Annotated in this window: 10 protein-coding genes and 2 tRNA genes; 8 read left to right on the top strand and 4 right to left on the bottom strand. The window is 34.4% G+C overall.

What is annotated here, in order from left to right; translation table 11 throughout:
• Window positions 1-4 precede the first annotated feature (4 nt).
• Both I6I93_RS01455 and I6I93_RS01450 read right to left on the bottom strand, forming a co-directional pair.
• Window positions 5-81: transfer RNA gene (locus I6I93_RS01455), tRNA-Ile, on the bottom strand.
• Window positions 82-88: 7 nt separating this feature from the next.
• Window positions 89-180 (bottom strand) — tRNA-Ser (locus tag I6I93_RS01450).
• Between the two features lie 278 nt (window positions 181-458).
• On the opposite strand from I6I93_RS01450, the gene I6I93_RS01445 reads away from it, so the two are divergent.
• The 3 genes from I6I93_RS01445 to I6I93_RS01435 all read left to right on the top strand — a co-directional run bounded on the left by I6I93_RS01445 (window position 459) and on the right by I6I93_RS01435 (window position 7578).
• Window positions 459-2516: a heavy metal translocating P-type ATPase gene (locus I6I93_RS01445; protein WP_112890474.1), complete on the top strand. Its 2058-nt coding sequence runs from the start codon at window positions 459-461 to the stop codon at window positions 2514-2516.
• Between the two features lie 270 nt (window positions 2517-2786).
• Complete coding sequence (locus I6I93_RS01440; protein WP_112890473.1) at window positions 2787-2957, top strand: DUF362 domain-containing protein; 171 nt, start codon at window positions 2787-2789, stop codon at window positions 2955-2957.
• Window positions 2958-3300: 343 nt separating this feature from the next.
• Complete coding sequence (locus I6I93_RS01435) at window positions 3301-7578, top strand: 2-hydroxyacyl-CoA dehydratase (protein ID WP_112890472.1); 4278 nt, start codon at window positions 3301-3303, stop codon at window positions 7576-7578.
• A gap of 96 nt (window positions 7579-7674) precedes the next feature.
• Here I6I93_RS01435 and I6I93_RS01430 read toward each other — a convergent pair whose 3' ends face one another.
• Together I6I93_RS01430 and I6I93_RS01425 are read right to left on the bottom strand one after the other, a co-directional pair.
• Complete coding sequence (locus I6I93_RS01430; protein ID WP_112890597.1) at window positions 7675-8625, bottom strand: copper amine oxidase N-terminal domain-containing protein; 951 nt, start codon at window positions 8623-8625, stop codon at window positions 7675-7677.
• Between the two features lie 14 nt (window positions 8626-8639).
• Window positions 8640-9128 carry a hypothetical protein gene (locus I6I93_RS01425; protein WP_112890471.1) on the bottom strand — a complete coding sequence of 163 codons (489 nt, stop codon included), beginning with the start codon at window positions 9126-9128 and terminating at the stop codon, window positions 8640-8642.
• Window positions 9129-9227: 99 nt separating this feature from the next.
• On the opposite strand from I6I93_RS01425, the gene I6I93_RS01420 reads away from it, so the two are divergent.
• The 5 genes from I6I93_RS01420 to I6I93_RS01400 are packed head-to-tail and all read left to right on the top strand — an operon-like array spanning window position 9228 to window position 14992.
• Entirely contained in the window at window positions 9228-10550 is a 1323-nt protein-coding gene (locus I6I93_RS01420) for a CCA tRNA nucleotidyltransferase (RefSeq protein ID WP_112890470.1), read from the top strand.
• A gap of 4 nt (window positions 10551-10554) precedes the next feature.
• Complete coding sequence (glmM, locus tag I6I93_RS01415; protein WP_112890469.1) at window positions 10555-11898, top strand: phosphoglucosamine mutase; 1344 nt, start codon at window positions 10555-10557, stop codon at window positions 11896-11898.
• A 9-nt stretch (window positions 11899-11907) separates the two neighbouring features.
• The gene (locus I6I93_RS01410; RefSeq protein ID WP_112890468.1) at window positions 11908-12741 is read left to right on the top strand and encodes a DegV family protein; all 834 of its coding nucleotides are present in this window, start codon (window positions 11908-11910) and stop codon (window positions 12739-12741) included.
• 8 nt (window positions 12742-12749) lie between these two features.
• Complete coding sequence (locus I6I93_RS01405; RefSeq protein ID WP_112890467.1) at window positions 12750-13868, top strand: 5-bromo-4-chloroindolyl phosphate hydrolysis family protein; 1119 nt, start codon at window positions 12750-12752, stop codon at window positions 13866-13868.
• A 2-nt stretch (window positions 13869-13870) separates the two neighbouring features.
• Entirely contained in the window at window positions 13871-14992 is a 1122-nt protein-coding gene (locus tag I6I93_RS01400) for a toxic anion resistance protein (protein WP_112890466.1), read from the top strand.
• Window positions 14993-15177 lie beyond the last annotated feature (185 nt).

Genomic DNA, 15177 nt, shown 5'->3' with positions numbered 1-15177 from the left:
TAAATGGTGGGCCTTCAGGGACTTGAACCCGGGACCTACCGGTTATGAGCCGGGCGCTCTAACCAACTGAGCTAAAGGCCCTCACCATTGGCGGAGAAAGAGGGATTTGAACCCTCGCGACCCTAATCGGGACCTACTCCCTTAGCAGGGGAGCCTCTTCAGCCACTTGAGTATTTCTCCAAATTGAAGGTCACTCTTTAGCAACTTACTCTACTTATTCTAAAGTAATAAGTTTGTTTTGTCAACCGTTTTTTAAAAGTTTTTAAATTTTATTTAAAATTTATGTAAAATCTTAAAAAAAACAATATCAAGGCTTCTCTTGCTTAAGTATTATCTCATAGATTTTGAAAAAAATAAAGGCTTAATTAAAATCTATTGACAATAAAAGCAGATGATTTATAATGAATATATGAGCAAGTATCGAAGTATAAAAATGTAAAATAAAAAAGGAGGAATTTATGGATAAATATATTTTCCACTTAAGAGGCCTCACCTGTGCCAATTGTGCAGGCAAGATAGAGGAAGAACTTAAGTCAAAAGATGAACTCAAAAACTTGCACTACGACTTTCTAAACGACGAACTCGTATTTGAATCAGAAGAAGATTCAATAGAACTAAAGAGAAAAATTCAGGATATTGTGGATTCCATTGAAGATGGTGTTATTGTAACAGAAGATATAGGTGAGGAGATTGAAGAGGAGGAAGAGGAAGAAAACTTTTCAATCTACAAGGCTATCCTTGTTTTTATAGGTCTTGTAGCCCTACATTTTGTAAATTTAAATGAAAAATTTAAGCTGATTTCTTATTTAATTCTTTACATCATAATTGGATACGATGTTATCAAGGCTTCTATTTCAAAAATTTCTTCAGGTAATTTTATGGATGAAAAATTCCTGATGACAGTGGCTTCTCTTGCTGCAATTATTTCTGGCGAGTATGCTGAAGCTGTGGCAGTAATGCTCTTTTATAGCGTAGGAGAAATTATCCAAGATAGGGCAGTGGATTCTTCAAAGAAATCCATTAGAGAAGCCCTAAAGTTAAAACCGGACTTTGCCAACCTAAGACTCAATGGAGAGATTGTAAAAGTTGATCCAAGTGAAGTTTCTATTGGTCAAGTTATTTTAATCAGACCAGGAGAAAAAGTTCCCCTAGATGGAAAAATTATAAAGGGGTCTTCCAATCTTGATACTTCAAATATATCAGGAGAGTTTGCCCCAGTATCTCTCGAAGCAGGAGATGAAATTATATCGGGTTTCGTTAACTTAGATTCTTCCCTTGAAGTTGAGGTAACAAAGACTTATAAGGAAGGAACTATTGCAAAAATTATTGATATGGTAAAAAATGCCAGCGTCAATAAGGCTAAAGTGGAGAAATTTATCACTCGATTTGCAAAAATTTACACTCCAATAGTTATTGGCCTTGCAGTAATTTTATTCTTATTCTTAAATTTTGCAACAGACCATACTGCTAAGGAAGCACTTTACAGAGCGGCCATATTTTTGGTTATTTCCTGTCCATGTGCTCTTGCAATTTCTGTTCCACTTACAATATTTGCAGGAATTGGATCTCTTTCAAGAAGGTCAATCTTCGTGAAGGGTGGTAACTCTATTGAAGCCCTAACAGATATTGATGGAATTGCCTTTGATAAAACTGGGACAGTTACTAAGGGAGAATTTACTATTGCAGAAGTGGAAGAAGTCTCTGGATCAAGAGATGAAATTTTAGAAATTGCTTCTGTTGGAGAAGCCTATTCAACTCATCCTATAGCCAAGGCCATTGTAAAGGCTTTTGAAACTAATAAGACGCCTGACCACTTAAATAACCTTGGCGGCAAGGGTATAGAATTTGATCTTGAAGGAAAATCTTATCTTGTTGGTAACAAAAAATTAATGGAAGATTTCAATATAAAACTTGATGGCGATAAAGAGTCAAATTATGTTGATGTCTTTGTGGCAGACAAAGAAAAAGTCCTTGGTATTATAAAATTAAAAGACCAAATAAAGGATGGAGTTAAGGAAAGTGTAGATGAGCTTCACAAAAGAGGCGTTAAGACTTACATGTTTTCTGGCGACAAAGACAGGGTAGTAGAAGAAATCGCAAAAGAAGTTGGCATTGACTACTATAAGGGTTCTCTTTTACCAGAAGACAAGGTAAGTGAAATTAAAAAAATTGAAAAAGACAAAAGAATTGCCTTTGTTGGTGACGGAACTAATGATGCACCTTCACTTGCATCAGCATATTTAGGTATAAGTATGGGTTCTGGATCAGATATTGCCATAGAAACTTCTGACATTGTCCTTCTAAAAAATGATATTTCTTCTATTGTAAGAGGAATTGATATAGCCAAGAGGGTAAAGAAAATTGCCTACCAAAATATTTTTATTGCCTTGTTCTTAAAAGTTGTAGTATTAGGACTTGGAGCAGTAGGATATGTATCAATGCCTCTAGCAGTTTTTGCTGATGTAGGTGTTGCCCTACTTTGTATTGTCAATTCACTTAGGGTTTTTAAAGAATAATAAATCATAGTAAAATGCTATGATTTATTAGCTTTAATGAATACAATACTCATTTGAAAAACATTTTTCAAAAAATAAAAAAATTTAAATTAGTCTGAAAAGCTTGCAAATCCTTGAGATTAATAAAATTCACTAAAAATACTAAAATTTTATCATAAAAAAACAATAATAATGATTGAAATATTAAAAAGCTTATGTTAATATAATGACAGAAGATTATGAATATAAAAATTCATAAATTTTGGTATAATTTTATGGAGGTAATGAAAAATGGCATATGTAATTAACGATTCTTGCATCGCTTGTGGTGCATGTCAACCAGAATGTCCAGTTGGATGTATTAACGAAGGAGACATCTATACAATTGACGAAGCTCAATGTATCGATTGCGGTAGCTGTGCAGCAGTTTGCCCAGTTGGAGCTCCAAATCCAGAAGACTAATTTACTTAAAAAGAAGATAGGTTTCGGCCTATCTTTTTTTATTTTATTATTAATTTAAAGACTGTCCTTAGGTGGGCAGTTTTTTATTTTGCGAAAATCACCTTTTACTGTTATAAAAATCACTAAAGTAGTTTATAATAGAAGGAGCAATTACTAAGAAATGTCAAATATTTAAATAATAAATATCAAACTATGAATAATTTTTTCTTGTAATTGCAAGAAGAAAGTGCAATAATTATTTATCTCAAAATGTTTCTTAGATATCAAACATTTTTTAGATATTAAATTAAAAATACTTATACATAGAGTTTAGTGACTTTTATTTTGAAAGGAGAAAGTGACTATGCTAATTCATATGGGATTAGACGTTGGTTCAACTACTGTAAAACTAGTAATACTAGATGAAAAATTAAATATTTTATATAAAACTTATAGAAGACATTTTTCTGATGTAAGGAAAACTATCAAAGATGTAATAAATGAAGTTTATCCACAATTTAAATACGACACAGTAACTGTAAATGTAACTGGATCAGGGGGGCTTTCTGTTCATGAATTCTTGGGGATTGATTTTGTCCAAGAAGTTGTTGCAGGCAGGGAAGCTATCTCTTGTTTTATTCCAAAGACTGATGTTGCTATTGAACTTGGTGGAGAAGATTCAAAAATTACTTATTTAAGAGGATCTGTAGAACAAAGGATGAATTCCATTTGTGCTGGAGGTACAGGTGCCTTTATTGACCAAATGGCCTCCCTTCTTCAAACTGATGCTTCAGGTCTAAATGAAATGGCAAAGGATTATAAAAAGTTATATCCAATTGCCTCAAGATGTGGTGTTTTTGCAAAGACTGATGTTCAAGCCCTAATCAACCAAGGGGCAAGCAAGGCTGACATTGCTATTTCAGTTTTTCAATCTGTTGTAAACCAAACAATATCAAACCTAGCATGTGGTAGACCAATTAGGGGCAATGTTGCCTTCTTAGGTGGTCCCCTTCACTTCCTTCCAATGTTAAAGGAAAGATTTGTAGAAACTTTGGACCTAAGTGAAGATGAAATCATTGCACCAGAAAACTCACAAATTTTTGTTGCCCTAGGAGCTGCTCTTGCAAGTTTTGACTCTAAAGCTATGTCCTTTGTAGAACTTTATAATAAGGTAAACACAAGTGGAGATACTGTCATAAAAGAAAGTGACGTCATGCCAGCCCTCTTCACAAGTGATGAAGAAGTTAAAGAATTTAGAGAAAGGCATAAGACAAAATCACTTAAAAGTATTGATTTAAAATCCTATGAAGGGCCAATCTATCTTGGAATAGATTCTGGTTCCACAACATCAAAAGTGGTGGCAATTTCTGATAAAAATGAAATCCTCTATTCTTTTTATGGGTCTAATAAGGGAAATCCTCTTGACATTGCCATAGAAAATTTAAAGGAAATTTACAAGGAAAAAAATGATAAGGCCTACTTTGCTGGTTGTGGTACCACAGGTTATGGGGAAGAATTTTTGAAGGCTGCTTTAAACTTAGATTTTGGGGAAGTAGAAACTATTGCCCACTTCACTGCAGCAAAATATTTTGATCCTGATGTTGACTTTATTCTAGACATTGGCGGACAAGATATGAAGTCTATGAAGATAAGGGATGGAGTAATTGAGTCCATCCTACTAAATGAAGCTTGCTCAGCAGGTTGTGGTTCCTTCTTAGAAACTTTTGCTCACTCAGTAAATATGACAGCAGAAGAATTTGCCAACGAAGCGACAAAGTCAAGAGAACCAGTAGACCTTGGATCACGTTGCACAGTTTTCATGAACTCAAATGTAAAACAAGCACAAAAGGAAGGAGCATCTGTTCCAGATATTTCTGCAGGCCTTGCTTATTCTGTAATAAGAAATGCCATCCAAAAGGTAATCAAGGTGAGAGACCCTAAGGACCTAGGTCAACACATTGTTGTTCAAGGTGGAACCTTCTTATCAGATGCAGTCTTAAGAGCTTTTGAAAACTTAACTGGAGTTGAAGTTACAAGACCAGAGATTGCTGGACTTATGGGTGCTCTTGGTATGGCCTTAATCTCAAAGGAAAAATCAACTGGTAAGTCAAATATAATTTCTAAGGAAGCCTTAGAAACTTTTGAATATAAATCTATCTCAACAAATTGTAGACAGTGTACTAACCAATGTGCCCTTTCTGTAAATGTATTTCCTAATGGAAAGAGATACATCACAGGAAATAGGTGCGAAAAAGGTGCAGGTCACGTTAGAAACAAGGAAGACCAGCTTCCAAATATGTATGCTTATAAGTATGAAAGAGTCTTTGACTACAAAGCTCTTCCAGAAAAAGAAGCACCAAGGGGCATTGTTGGTATCCCAAGAGTTTTAAATATTTATGAAAACTATCCTTTCTGGCACAGCTTCTTTACAGAACTAGGCTATTCAGTTGTCTTATCATCAAAGTCATCAAGGGAAATTTATGAAAAGGGAATTGAAACTATAACAAGTGAAACTGCTTGTTATCCTGCAAAAATTTCTCACGGTCACATTGAAGACTTAATCGAAAAGGGCATAGATTTTATTTTCTATCCAGCAGTCTTCTATGAAGAAAAACAATTTAAAAATGCTGACAATACATTAAACTGTCCTGTAGTTGCAGGTTATTCTGAAGTTATAAAAAATAATGTGGATGACATAATTGATGGAAAAGTTAAATTTATGAATCCTTTTATTTCCTTTGACAACAGGAAGAAACTAGAAAAGAGATTGGCTGAAGTCTTTGATTTTATTCCAAAAAATGAAGTTAAAAAAGCAGTTCGTGCAGGCTACGAAGAACAAGATAGGTATAGGCTTGATGTCTTAAATGAAGGAAACAGGATTCTCGAAGAAGTTAATAAGAAAAATCAAAGAGCCATTGTCCTATCAGGCAGGCCTTATCACATTGACCCAGAAATAAATCACGGTATACCTGAACTTATAACAAGTCTTGGTCTTGCTGTTATCTCTGAAGATGGAATTGCTAATAATGTAGAAATTGATTCAAGACTAAGAGTACTGGACCAATGGAATTACCACTCAAGACTTTATAGGGCAGCTAAATTTGTTGGAGAGCATGAGAACTTAGAACTAGTTCAACTTAACTCCTTTGGATGTGGAATTGATGCAGTGACTACTGACCAAGTCCAACATATCTTGGAGTCTTACAACAAAATTTATACAGCCCTAAAGATTGATGAAGTTTCTAATCTTGGTGCAGTAAAAATTAGGATTAGGTCTCTAATAGAAGCAGCTGAGAAGAGAGAGTTCGAAAAAATCGATGCAGAACTTGAAGGCCTAATTGATGATGATCCAGTAATCTTTACAAAAGAAATGAAAAAAGATTATACAATTTTGATGCCGCAAATGGCGCCACTTCACTTTAGCATCTTTGAACCAATCCTAAGGCAAGAGGGAATTAACATTGAAGTCCTTCACGATACAGGCCACAAGGTTGTCAATGAAGGTTTAAAATATGTAAATAACGACGCTTGTTATCCATCGATCTTTGTTGTAGGACAATTTATTGACGCTGTTAAATCTGGCGACTACGACACAGACAAGTTGGCCCTTTTAATGAGTCAAACTGGTGGAGCTTGTAGGGCATCAAACTACGTTGGATTTATTAGGAAGGCCTTAAAGGATGCGGGCTATGGTCACGTTCCAGTTATTGGACTTTCCTTCCAAGGAATAGAAGAACACCCAGGCTTTGAGTTTGACAAGAGACAAATGGTGAGAATTGGAAGAAAATTAATCCAAGGCATGCTTTACGCAGACTTAATAATGAGACTTACTCAAGCTACAAGACCTTATGAAGTAATAGAAGGCTCAACAAATATCCTTCGCGACAGATGGATAGATATTACGACTTCAGAAAACTTGATTTACAACAAGAGAAACTTTATGAAAAATGTAAATCAAATGGTAAGTGAATTTGATAGACTTGAAATAACTAAGGAGAAGAAACCAAAGGTTGGAATTGTTGGAGAAATTTTAGTTAAATATCATCCAGCTGCCAATAACCACCTTGCAGAATTACTTGAAAGGGAAGGGGCAGAAGTTGTAATCCCAGACCTAACTGACTTTATGATGTATTCATTTAAGAATGCAAGAGCTAAGGCTGACAAACTTTCTAAGTCACAATTTACTGCTTTTGTATGTGAAATGGGAATTTCTTACATTGAGTCTTATAGAAAATTTGTTAGAGAAGCCCTAGCAGGTACTAGGTTCATTGTTCCTGAAAAAATTGAAGAGATTATCAAGTATGCAGAAAAATACGTTGACCTTGGAAACCAATATGGAGAAGGTTGGCTCTTAACTGGCGAGATGGTTGAGTTAATTGAATCAGGTGTTGAAAATATTATTTGTGTTCAACCTTTCGGTTGCCTTCCAAACCACATCACAGGTAAGGGAGTAATAAAGGCTATAAGGTCTTCTTATGAAAAGGCAAATATAATTCCAATTGACTACGACGCATCAGCTTCTGAAGTAAATCAATTTAACAGAATTAAGCTTATGCTTTCACAAGCCAAGAAAAATATGGAACAAGGCGAAGACAAATACAACAGAGGCTATTTAAAGAAAAAGGCAAGTATTAAAAATTAAATAAATTGATATAAACAAAACCCCTCAAATCAATGAGGGGTTTTTTGATGGATAAATTTAATTTTAAATCAAAAAATAAAATTTAAACAAAAGAAATTAAAGTTTATTAAAAATATTTTTTAAAGTTTTGTCTTGTAACAAGTTATCTGTTGAATCTTGTTTTTCCTTTTGGTCCTTGTAAACTTCAATGTCCTTTTGAGCTTTGTAGTCCTCTCCCTTAAGAGCTGCCTTAAAAGAATCTGTTGCTTCTTGCATCTTAACTTGGAAGTCAGTTAATTCTCTTATAAAAGATTTTGCAGCTTCTTCGTCCTTAGCCATAATAGAATTCTTTAGGCCTGGAAGAATTTCTAGGGCCTTCTCACTTGCTTCTAAAGTATATTGGTGAGAAGATTTAAATTTTTCTGGAACATCAAGGGCTTTTATCTTATCAACAGTAGATCTGATTTCTCCATCTGCTTTTTCATAGGCATTAGCAAGTTCAGCGTCACTTAGCTTAGCAGCATTGTCAAAGAAAGATAATTTTAAATCTTTAATTGACTTATTCAAATCACCTTGTAAAGATGTAATTTCTTTTACATACTTATCCTCATCTGATGACAAATCTATAATTGAAGATCCTTGTCGTTTATTGTCATTGATGATAACCTTAAAGTTCTTATTATCCCACTTAACTTCTGCCTTTAGATTTTCAGCAACAAATCTTAGGGGAACAAAAGTACGTTCCTTTTTAATTGAAGCAGGAGCGTCAAGCTTTAATTCTTTTCCATTAACTTTTGCCTTTGTTGAATCAATTTTAAGGGAAATTTCTGTGTCCTTGCCACTAATTCCAACTTCTCTCTTGTCATTATCCCAAGTAACCTTGTAGCCAAGAGTTTCTGAAATAAATCTTATGGGAACCATAGTCCTTTCATTTTGAATGTAGGGATTAACGTCTGACTTTATAATTTTTCCATTGTACTCAATAAGAGGACTTCTGCCTGCAAAAACATTTGAAGTCACAAAAATCATAAGTACAAGAGAAAATAGAATAGATCTAAATTTTTTCATTCTCATCTTCCTCCTTATTTGCTCTTTAATGATGAAGTGTAAGAGTTTGGATCAAATTGTTTTTCAATATAAATTAAGTTTGAGTCCTTGTCTCCTTGTAGCTCAATAAAAGCTCCGTCTCTTGTAGTAGGAGAAACTTCTCCCTTTTCATCATCCCTATAGAAAATTAAATATTCCTTGTTAGGGCTTAGATTCTTTGGAACATCTACTTTAATTTGAGATAGGTCTCCCTTATAATCCTTTAAGAAGGAAACAGACATACCTTCAGCAGTAGATGTTGAAATTCTAATTCTTGAAATATAATCAGAGTTTTTGATTAGTTCGTTAACAGCTTCCTTATCAAAGTTTGAAGTAGTAACTTGCTCTTCATCAGTCTCTTTATCAGTGACTTCTGATGTAACTTTTGCTTCATTAGCTTCAGCAGGAGCTTGGTCTTTTTTGCCACAAGCAGAAAGACTTATGCTGAGAAGCAATGACATTGAAATAATAAAAATCTTTTTCATGTTATACCTCCAATTTTAGTTCATTATATCACAAGAGAAGGGCTTAATTATATAATTTTAAATTAAGAACAAGAATGTTATAATGAAAAGGGTGATAGAATGCCAAAGGATGTCCTATTTATATTAAATAAACTAAGAAAAAGTGGCTTTGAAGCTTATATAGTTGGTGGGTCTGTGAGAGACAAACTAATGGGCATAGAGCCACACGACTACGATATAACAACTTCTGCAAGACCAGAAGAAATTAAAAGAGTCTTTAAAGACTGTAAGACTGTCTTAGTTGGTGAAGACTTTGGAACAGTTGGCATTTTACTAGACAAGACCCTCTACGAAGTTACAACTTTTAGGATTGACGGCGACTATGTAAATAACAGGAAGCCAGAAAAAGTTATTTTTTCGGATAATTTAACAGAAGACTTAAAAAGACGTGACTTTACTATTAATGCCATGGCTATGGATGGGGATGGAAGACTTTATGATCCCTTTGATGGCCAAGCTGATATAGAGAATAAAATAATTAGGGCAGTTGGTAATCCTAATGAAAGGATAAGAGAAGATGCCCTTAGGATGATGAGGGCAATAAGATTTGCTGGAAGGTTTGGATTTTTTATCGAAGAAGAACTTTTTGATGCCCTATCATTGAATGCAGGACTCTTAAAAAACATTGCTCCAGAGAGAATTTTTGATGAGTTTTCAAAGATGATTACAGGAGAAAATCCATCAAACTACTTGCTCTTAATGGAAGAGACGGGAATTCTCGATGTGATTTTTCCAGACCTAAAGAGAACAGTTGGCTTTGTTCAATTTTCTCCCTACCACGACAAGACTCTCTTTGATCACTTGCTTTGCGTAATGGATAATGTGAAACCAGACTTGAGTCTTAGACTTGCGGCACTTTTCCATGACATATCAAAGGTGGACACCTTGACAATAGGAGAAGATGGCAGGGGACACTTTTACGGACACGAAGTTCTTGGTGGAGATAAGGTAGAAGAAATTTTAAAAAGATACAGACTTCCCAATAAAACTATAGAAAAAGTTAAAATCTTAATTTTAGACCACATGAAGGTCCATGCTGAGATGACAGATAAGGCCCTAAGAAGGCAGATAAAAAGAGTTGGAAGGGATAATGTTCTTGACCTCTACGACCTATTAATTGCCGATTGTATGTGCACAAGAATAGATAGAGATGCATCTTTTATTATAAATAGAAAAAATAGGGTAAAAGAACTATTAGATGAAAAAGAAATGAAAACTGAAAAGTTTTTAGAAATAAATGGAAATGACATTAAGTCCTTGGGATTCTCCGAAGGGAAAATTATTGGAAAGATATTAAAAGACCTAGAGGAAATGGTCTTAGATGATCCAGAGAAAAATACCAGGGCTTATTTAATAGAATATATAGATAAAAATTACAGGTGATAAAATGACAAGATTGTTTGGAACAGATGGAGTTCGTGGAATTGCAAACAAAAAGCTAACTCCAAAACTTTGTTACGATATAGGAAGGGCTGCAGCTTATGTACTTGCCAAGGGCAAGAAGGGCAAGGTCCTAGTTGGAAGAGACACAAGACTTTCAGGAGACCTAGTTGAGTCTTCTCTTGTGGCAGGTTTTATGAGTATAGGGCTTGATGTAGACCTAGCAGGAGTAATCCCAACTCCAGGTGTTGCCTACTTAACAAGGACAGGTGACTACCTATGTGGAGTTTCTATCTCTGCGTCTCACAACCCTTATGAACACAATGGGATCAAATTTTTCTCATCAGAAGGACTTAAGCTTGATGATGAGGTTGAAGATGAAATAGAAGAAAAGATTCTTTCAACTACAAAGATATATAAGGACGTAACAGGCCATGAAATTGGAAGGCTAAATAGGTCTCATGAATTTACACAAAAATATGTGGACTATTTAAAGGGACTAGTCGATCTTGACTTTTCTGATTTTGAAGTTGCAGTAGATGCAGGTCATGGTGCCCAATCTTATATAGCTGAAGAAGTTTTAAAATCCTATGGTGCTAAGGTTAAAATCATTAACAATGAGCCAAATGGAAAAAATATAAACGACTCCTGTGGTTCAACAAATCCAAGTCTAATTCAAGAACTTGTAAAAAAAGAAGGAGCAGACATTGGAATGTCCTTTGATGGCGATGCCGACAGGATTATTGCCGTTGATGAAGATGGAAACATTGTTGATGGTGACCATATCCTTGCCATAGTAGCAACTTATTTAAAGGAAGATGGCAGACTCAAAAATAATGCTGCTGTTGGAACTATTATGTCCAACATGGGCCTTAAGAAATATCTTGAAAAAATTGGTGTAGACTTTGTTGAGACAAAGGTTGGGGACAGGTATATTCTTGAGAAGATGTTATCTGATGATTATATAATTGGTGCAGAACAATCTGGCCATGTAATCTTCCTTGACCACAATACAACAGGAGATGGACTTGCAACAGGCATCCACCTCTTAGAAATTATGAAAAAAACAGGCAAAAAATTATCTGAATTAAATAAATTGATGAAGGATTATCCACAAGTCTTAAAGAATGCAAAAGTTCGTGATGACTTGAAGAACAAGTACCAAGAGTTTCCAGAAATTATGGATGCAATAAAAGAAGTGGAAGAAAACTACCATGGATCTGGAAGAGTTGTAATAAGGCCATCTGGTACAGAAGCTCTTGTTCGTGTAATGATTGAAGGGGAAGACCAGGATAAACTTTCAAGTGATGCTGACAAAATAGTAAAGCTTATTGAAGATAAATTGAATTAGGAGCAAGCAATGTACAAGATTATATCAGACACAAGTTGTGATTTAAGAAAAGATGAGATAAGGGATCTGGGTATTGAGTATGTCCCATTTAAAATTTCTATTGATGGAAAAGATTATACAGATGATGAAAATTTAAAGATAGATGAATTCTTAGAAGCCATGGAAAAGACAGAACATCCAATAAACACAGCCTGTCCATCTCCTTATGATTACCTACAAGTAATTGAAGAAAATAAGGACAAGGATATTTATATTTTGACAATATCATCAAAACTTTCTGGATCTTATAACTCTGCAAAGGTAGCAGAAGCTGAAGCTAAAGAAAAGTTTGAGGGGATAAATATCCACGTAATAGATTCCAAGGCCGCATCAGCAGGAACAACAAGGATTGCCCTAAAGTTACTTGACCTTGTAAAGGAAAAAAACTTTGATGAGGTTGTCGAAGAAATTGAGAAGGAAACAAAGCTTGAGACTACAATGTTTGTCCTAGAATCCATGAAGAACCTAATAAAAAATGGGAGAATAAAAAAGACAGCAGGTCTTATTGCCAATGTTTTAAATATTAGACCAATAATGATTTCCAATGACGGTGAAATAGAACTCTTTGAAGTCAATCGTGGAATGAAAAAGTCTCTTGATAAAATGGTTAAGGCAATTGAGTCCAAATGCAAGATAGAAAAGCCAGACTTAATTACAATTTCTTATGTAGCAAATAAGGAAAGGGCAGAAAAAATCAAAGAAAGAATTGAAGACCTCTATGAGGGTGCAAAAGTACACCTTAGACATACTAACGGCTTGTCATCAGGATATGCCGACATAGGAGGAATTGTCATAGCTTTTTGAGGTGAAAGATGAGAAAAGATAAGGAAAATAATTTTCAAGATAAGATAAACGACGCCTTTAAAGAAGAGAATTTTAAAGAAATTGGAGAAATAATTGGAGAGGGAATTGATACAGCAATTGACGTCACAAAGAGGTCTATTTCTAATTTTGTTAATAAAAACAAAAAGAATTTGCCCTACTCCATCCAAAATGATGACAGGATAATAAATCAAAATCCAAAGACCATGAAGAGGATTAAGACTTGGGGACCAATTTTTAAAATTTCTATAGTAGGTCATATTTTTGCTTTGTTTGGTTTTCTCATGGATATGTTTGATACTTATGGATCAATAAGAGAAGATCTGCCAGCCTTAATTTTTTGGGTTATTCCTGCACTTATTATTTCTTTTTATGGAAACTTTAGAATAAAAAAATTAAAAGACCAGATAATTAGGTTCAGAAAATACAATCGTGAAATTGGAAATAATACAGTGATTCCAACAGGAGACCTTGCAGCCATAACTGCCAAGCCTCTTGATTTTACAATAAATGATCTTTTGAATATGATAGAAAAAGATTACTACAGGCAGGCAAGGATTGTTGAAGATGGCAAATTATTTATCTTAGATTCAAAAACTTATAAATTATACAAGGAAGAAGCCCTAAGAGATCCTCATGAAAAGATGGAAGAACTTGAAAATCAAGAAAACAATGAGAGGGCAGAAGAACTTCTCTTGAGAGCCAAGTCTTACGTGACAGAGCTAACTAAAATCGAGAGAAAAATTTCTTCTCCAATGGATGAAAAAATTAGAGAACTCTTAAAAATAATTGGAAAGATTTTTGAACTCTTAAAGGAAAATCCAAGCACAGCGTCAGACTTAAATAAGGCTATAAATTATTATCTGCCAACTACTCTTAAGCTTTCAAATTCATATTTAGAAATGAAGGAGAAGCCAACAGAATCTGTGAGAGGGTCTCTAAGAGATATTGAAAATACCATGGACATTGTAATAGATGCTTTCATGAAGATTTTGGACAATATTTACCAGGAAAAAATAATGGACTTATCTTCAGACATGAGTGTTTTGAAGTCCATGTTAAAGCAAGAAGGACTTTTGGATAAGGACGAATTTAAAATTGGGAGGTAAAAGTGGATAGAGAAATAAAATTATCACTATCAGATGACTTTGATGAAATTCAAGATGATGAAAAAATTATCTTGAAGGAAGTTGAAGAAGACAAGGAGCTTAAGCTAAGCCCAGAGGAAGAAAAACAAGTTAATGATTTTGCAAAAGAAATTGATATAACAAATTCAAATATAGTCCTTCAATATGGGGTTGGTGCCCAAAGGAAGATTTCAAACTTTTCTGAGAAGACCCTAGAGTCTGTTAAGACAAAGGATCTTGGAGAAGTTGGAGACTTATTATCTGGAGTAGTAAATGAACTAAAGACCTTTGACCTTGATGAGGAAGACAACAAGTTCCTTGGATTTTTCAAAAAACAAGCAAATAAGATGACTTCAATAAAAACCAAGTACGACTCTGCAGAAAAAAATGTCAATAACATTATAAAGACTCTTGAAGACCACCAAGTTACACTTATGAAAGACATTGCCATGCTGGACCAAATGTATGACTTAAACGAGTCTTATTATAAGGAACTTAGTATGTATATCTTGGCCGGCAAGAAAAAACTTGAAGAGGCAAGGAATGTAGAGTTGCCAAGACTTCAAGAGAAGGCTCAGGAGACCAACCTTCCAGTTGATGCACAACGTGCCAACGATTATGTGAATATGATTTCTAGGTTTGAGAAAAAGCTTCACGACCTTGATCTAACTAGGATGGTTTCAATCCAAATGGCACCACAAATTAGGATGGTTCAATCTTCTAACACAGTTATGGTTGAAAAGATTCAGTCAACTATTGTGAACACCATTCCACTTTGGAAGTCTCAAATGGTTATAGCTCTTGGAGCAAATCATTCTAAGGAAGCTGCCAAGGCGACAAAAGAAGTGACTGACTTAACCAATGAACTTTTGAAGAAGAATGCAGAAACCTTAAAGCAAACTACTGTTGAAACTGCAAAATTATCTGAGAGGGGAATAGTTGATATGGAAACAATAAGACACACTAATGATCAACTAATATCTGCCTTAAATGAAGTTCGTGAAATTCAAATTGAAGGTCATAAGAGACGTGAAGAAGCTTCACAAGAACTTAGAAGGATAGAAGAAAATTTAAAGTCTTCTCTAGTTGAAATTGCAAATAAATAAGAATTTGAAAATTAATAAGATAATAAGAGCCGAGAGAAATCTCGGTTTTTTTATTGGAAAATTTATGAGAAGAAGAGATTGGTTTATGAAATTGAATTAGATTTCAAAAATCTAAAAAAATTTGGTTAATTATTTTCTTGGAAAACTTTTAAGAGTGAACAAATAAAAAAAGCTCCAGCCAATGT

The sequence above is a fragment of the Peptoniphilus harei genome (assembly GCF_016726485.1).
GTDB classification, from domain to species: Bacteria; Bacillota; Clostridia; order Tissierellales; family Peptoniphilaceae; genus Peptoniphilus_A; species Peptoniphilus_A harei.
The sequence above is the reverse complement of the archived record's forward strand: the minus strand, read 5'-3'. Positions and strand labels throughout refer to the sequence as shown.